The organism is Trebonia sp., from assembly GCF_049794275.1.
Taxonomy (GTDB): Bacteria; Actinomycetota; Actinomycetes; order Streptosporangiales; family Streptosporangiaceae; genus Trebonia.
In genome coordinates this window covers 1-4,516 of record NZ_JBARCR010000439.1, presented here as the reverse complement: position 1 = coordinate 4,516, position 4,516 = coordinate 1, and the positions used below count along the sequence as shown (strand labels likewise).

Here is a 4,516-nt window from a genome sequence, read left to right as displayed (position 1 = left end):
GTGGAGCCGGCCGCGGACCAGCCGGGGGACGCCGCCGGGGTCGGCATCGGCGGACCGGGCGGCGCGGACCGGCGGGCGGACGACGAGCTGCTGAGCCTGGTGTTCGCCTGCTGCCATCCGGCGCTGCCCGAGCAGGCACAGGTCGCGCTGACGCTGCGCGCCGTCTGCGGCCTGACCAGTGACCAGATCGCGTCCGCTTTCCTGGTCAGCGAGCCGACCATGGCCCAGCGGCTGCTGCGGGCGCGCAAGGCGCTCGCGCAGGCGAGAGTCAAGGTGCGCGTGCCCGACCCCGACGACCTCGGCGAGCGGCTGGCCGGCGTGCTCGCCGTCGTGTACCTGGTCTTCAACGAGGGGTACCTGGCCAGCTCGGGCCGCGAGCCCGCCCGCCGCGACCTGGCCGCCCAGGCGATCGCGCTGACCAGGACGCTGCACCGGCTGATGCCGCGCGAGCCCGAGGTGCTCGGCCTGCTCGCGCTGCTCTTGCTGCACGAGTCGCGGGCCGCCGCCAGGTTCGACGGCTGGGGCCGGCTGATCAGGCTCAAGGATCAGGACCGGTCGCGGTGGGACAAGAAGCTCGCCGACGAGGCGGGCGTCTTGCTCGACCGCGCGATCGCGCTGCGCCGCGCGGGGCCGTACCAGGTGCAGGCGGCGATCGCGGCGCTGCACGCGCAGGCGCCGTGTTACGAGGAGACCGACTGGCGGCAGATCCGGCTGCTGTACAGCCGGCTGCAGCAGCTGGCCCCGTCCCCGGTGGTGCTGCTGAACCGGGCGGTCGCCACCCGGTACGCCGTGGGCGCCGAGGCCGCGCTCGCGGAGATCGAACCGCTGGCCGCCGAACTCGACGGCTACCACCTCTTCCACGCGCTGCGCGCCGGCCTGCTCGCTGCCCTGGGCCGGACCGACGAGGCACAGGCGGCCAGCGAGCGAGCGCTCGCGCTGACCGTCAACCCGGCCGAGCGCGAGCTGCTCACTCGCGGACTGTCGCTGTGAGCCCCGGTCAGCCCATCTCGATGACGGGACGGACCTCGACCGCGATCCAGCCGCGGTCGACACCCGGCCAGGTCTTGGCGACCTCGACGGCCTCGTCGATCGAGTCGGCGTCGATTACCGAGTAGCCGCCGAGCACTTCCTTCGTCTCCACGAACGGGCCGTCGGTCACCCCGGCCGCCCGCACGGTCCTGGCCGAGTCCGCCCCCTGCAGCTGGTGCCCGCCGTCCAGCTTGCCGGTCGCGCCCCACTTCTCGTACCAGGCGCCGATCTCGGCGTACCAGGCGCCGTACTCGGGGCTCTGCTGCGCCGGCTCGGCCGGGGTGTCGATGATCAGCATGACGTACTTCACGTGCGTCTCCTTGTCCTCGCGGTGCCCTGCATGAGGCACCCTCTCACCGCACACCACGAATGGCGAGCAGCCGGATCCGACAACAGTCGCCACGAGATCGTTCCGAATATCAAAAAGCTCCCCGGATGCCGACGGGGGCCGAGTCGCGGTTCTCCACCCGCCAGACGAGGCGGAGAGCTGACCAGTCCTCGTCGAGCGTGGCGACCTTGACGTCGACCAGGCCTAGGGCGAGCGCGTGCTCGCGAACGATGTTGTCGGTGATGTCGCTGGCGTGGCCGGCCGCGCGGCGCGGCCAGGCCGCCCATATGGCGCCGGCCGGGAAGATGCGCCTGGCCAGGCCCGGCAGCCTGTCGGGGATCTCCGCGGCCGTGCGGAAGAACGCGAGGATCACGTCGGCGGCGCCGTCGGGGTCCGCGTCCAGCAGGCCGCCGGGTGGCTCTTGCAGCTCCCAGCCGTCGGGCGGGTCGTCGAGCGCTACGCGGTGGCCGGGCTTGAGGCCTAGCTTGCGCGCCTGTGGCGTGCCGGAGTAGCCGGCGGGCATCGTCGTCGCGGCGACTAGGGGACGGGGATGTCGTGGTGCTCGGCCGCGAATTCGAGCTCGGCGGGGGAGAGGTCGGCTTCCTTGACGAGGCGTACCAGGTCGAAGTGGCGGCCGACCGGGCACCACTGGACGCGCCACAGGCCCAGGCGCAGCGCCTTGAGCGAGGCGCCGGGGATCCACGTCGTGGTGAAGAGGTGTCCCTGGCGGCAGCGCACCGGGACGCTCCGGCCGAAGGAGTAGCCCTGCTTGACGGCGACGATCGTGCCCGCCACGTAGCCGGCCACGATGACCGCGGTGACGGCAAGCCCGCGCTTGCGCTTCGGCGATGCCATGCATCCAGGCTAGTCCGGTCCGCCGTCACCGCCAGCGACCGGCCGCCGCTAAACCGTGCGCGCCACGTGCAGCACCGCGCCCCAGTGGCGGCGCAGCTGCCCGCCCGGCCTGGCGGCGAGGCGGCGGCGGATCTCGCCGTACAGCCGGTCCCGCTGCCAGTCCGCCATCGCGATGTGCCCGGAGAACGTGTCGAGCAGCCGGATGTAAGCCTCCGCGGTGTACTTGATCTCCCAGTCGAACCGCCGCACCGCCACGCCGGTGAACAGCCCGCTGGCCTCGATCTCGGCCGTCGAGTCGGCGAGCTCGTCGGGCCTGGGGAAGCCGCTGCCCGGCGGCAGGCCCTCGTTGATCTCGTCGTACACGTCCTGGATCTCACGGAAGAACGGGTCGCCGCCGTCGGGGAACGCGTGCACCGCCTCCCAGAACGCCAGGTGCCCGCCCGGCTTCAGCAGCTCCCGCGCCTTCGGGTACCGGATCTCCGGGTTGACCCAGTGCCACGCGGTCGCCGCGAACACCAGCCCGAACGCCTCGGGTGAGGCCGGCCGCCAGGTCTCGAAGTCGGCGTTGACGACGGTGACCCGGTCGAACCCCGCGAGGTTGCGCCTGGCCTCTCCGGCCAGGGCCGCGCCGAGTTCCACGCAGGTGATCCGGAACCCGCGCCGCGCAAGCGGGATGGTCGCCTTGCCAGGCCCGGCACCGACCTCGCAGAGCGAATCGGCCTCGGGTCGCAGCCCGGCCAGGGCGATGAGCGCGGCGTACAGTTCGCCGGGGTACTCGGGCCGCGCCTCCTGGTACTGCGCGGCGGCCGTGTTGAACGTCTGCCTGAGCAGCTCCCTGTCGTTCGCCTCAGGCGGCACAGAAACCAGTCATTTCCGCTGCCTCATCGAGCGCGAGGTGCCAGGGGAAGTCCGCTTCGCCGCTGGCGGGCGGCGGCGTGCCGCCGGGGCCGAGCAGGATGCTGACGCCCTCCGCACGCAGCGTCTTGACGCTGCGCGCGAACTGGGGGCGGGAGGCGAGCGGCCCGCTGACTGCGGGCAGCACGACGATCGGGATGCCCATGCCGGTCTGCTCGGCGAGCACGGCGAGCGCGTAGGTGTCGGCGACGCCGAGCGCCCACTGGTTGAGCACGTTGAACGTGGCGGGGGCGACGACGATCGCGTCGGGGACACGGGACCTGGGCATGCCCGGCTTGCGGTGCACGCTGCGCACCGGCGAGCCGGTCAGCGCCTCCATGCCGGCCGCGTCGAAGAACGCCAGCGCGGACGGGGTGGCGATCACCTGCACCGTCCAGCCTCGCTCGATGGCCTGCTTGACGAGGGTGCCGAGCTGTTCGGCTGGACCGGCGCCGCAGGCGACGACGGACAGAACCCAGCTCTTGCGCGCCATGAAAAATAGATTAGCCCGGCCGGCCTCGCGTCCTTAGGGTTAGCCATTGTGGTCGATGCGCATTACACCGAGCCGCGGCTCGCGGCCCTCTACGATCCCCTGGACCAGGACCGGTCGGATCTCGAGGTATACGCGGCGATGGCGGCGGAGTTCGGGGCACGTTCGGTGCTGGACATCGGGTGCGGCACAGGGACCCTCGCCTGCCTGCTCGCGTCGCGGGGGCTCTCGGTTACCGGGCTCGATCCCGCGCTGGCGTCGCTGGACATCGCCAGGGCCAAGCCGTTCGGCGACCGGGTGCGGTGGGTGCACGGGCCGGCGGACGCGCTGCCCCCGATGCAAGCGGACCTGGCGACGATGACCGGCAACGTGGCGCAGGTCTTCATCACGGACGAGGAATGGGGCACCGTCCTGGCCGCCGCCCATGCGGCGCTGCGGCCAGGCGGCCGGCTGGTCTTTGAGACCCGCGACCCGGCGCGGCAGGCGTGGCTGGAGTGGGGGCGGCCGCATTCCTACATCCGGGCGGTGGTTCCCGGCATCGGCGGAGTCGAGGCGTGGGGAAACGTCACCGAGGTCAGCGGCGAGCTCGTCACGTTCCGGACTACTTACGTCTTCGACGCCGACGGCGCGGTGCTGACGTCGGATTCGACGCTGCGGTTCCGCGGCCGGGACGCGGTCCTCGATTCGCTGGCGGCCGCCGGATTCACCGCCGACGAGATCAGGGACGCCCCCGACCGGCCCGGCCGGGAGTTCGTCTTCGTCGCAAGGCGGGTGCCAGGCGCATAATGGCCGTGTGAGGCATGAGCGCCGCCACGAAGTGTGGGCAGCGGTGGTTCGCACGGCCAGGTCGGTGACCGGCCGCCTGACGCGCCGCCGCGGTCGCCCGCCGGAAGACGCGGGCGTCCGCGAACCGCGCCGCC

Annotated in this window: 7 protein-coding genes; 2 read left to right on the top strand and 5 right to left on the bottom strand. The window is 72.5% G+C overall.

The annotated features are described in order from the left end of the window. Positions 1 to 990 (top strand): RNA polymerase sigma factor (locus tag WA805_RS12090; protein ID WP_425242377.1); only part of this gene is annotated, 990 nt, incomplete at its 5' end. Positions 991 to 997: 7 nt separating this feature from the next. On the opposite strand, the gene WA805_RS12085 is transcribed toward WA805_RS12090, so the two are convergent. From WA805_RS12085 to WA805_RS12065, 5 genes are all read right to left on the bottom strand, one after another. Continuing rightward, positions 998 to 1,378, bottom strand: coding sequence for a YciI family protein (locus WA805_RS12085; protein ID WP_422272499.1), 381 nt, complete (start codon positions 1,376 to 1,378; stop codon positions 998 to 1,000). Positions 1,379 to 1,448: 70 nt separating this feature from the next. Beyond that, positions 1,449 to 1,880 carry a DUF3052 family protein gene (locus WA805_RS12080; protein ID WP_425242376.1) on the bottom strand — a complete coding sequence of 144 codons (432 nt, stop codon included), beginning with the start codon at positions 1,878 to 1,880 and terminating at the stop codon, positions 1,449 to 1,451. 14 nt (positions 1,881 to 1,894) lie between these two features. Then, the gene (locus WA805_RS12075; protein WP_422272495.1) at positions 1,895 to 2,212 is read right to left on the bottom strand and encodes a hypothetical protein; all 318 of its coding nucleotides are present in this window, start codon (positions 2,210 to 2,212) and stop codon (positions 1,895 to 1,897) included. 48 nt (positions 2,213 to 2,260) lie between these two features. After that, positions 2,261 to 3,070 (bottom strand): class I SAM-dependent methyltransferase, encoded by an 810-nt coding sequence (locus WA805_RS12070; RefSeq protein WP_425242375.1) that lies wholly within the window; start codon positions 3,068 to 3,070, stop codon positions 2,261 to 2,263. Continuing rightward, positions 3,060 to 3,599 carry a flavoprotein gene (locus tag WA805_RS12065; protein ID WP_422270968.1) on the bottom strand — a complete coding sequence of 180 codons (540 nt, stop codon included), beginning with the start codon at positions 3,597 to 3,599 and terminating at the stop codon, positions 3,060 to 3,062. Before WA805_RS12065 ends, WA805_RS12070 begins: the two co-directional genes overlap by 11 nt. A 48-nt stretch (positions 3,600 to 3,647) precedes the next feature. Between WA805_RS12065 and WA805_RS12060 the strand changes: the two genes are divergently transcribed. Further along, positions 3,648 to 4,382 (top strand): class I SAM-dependent methyltransferase, encoded by a 735-nt coding sequence (locus tag WA805_RS12060; protein ID WP_422285890.1) that lies wholly within the window; start codon positions 3,648 to 3,650, stop codon positions 4,380 to 4,382. The last annotated feature ends 134 nt before the right edge of the window (positions 4,383 to 4,516 follow it).

Coding starts and splice junctions, on each gene's coding strand:
- WA805_RS12080 (WP_425242376.1), bottom strand. CDS start 1,880: ATGCCCGCCGGCTACTCCGGCACGCCACAGGCGCGCAAGCTAGGCCTC.
- WA805_RS12075 (WP_422272495.1), bottom strand. CDS start 2,212: ATGGCATCGCCGAAGCGCAAGCGCGGGCTTGCCGTCACCGCGGTCATC.
- WA805_RS12065 (WP_422270968.1), bottom strand. CDS start 3,599: ATGGCGCGCAAGAGCTGGGTTCTGTCCGTCGTCGCCTGCGGCGCCGGT.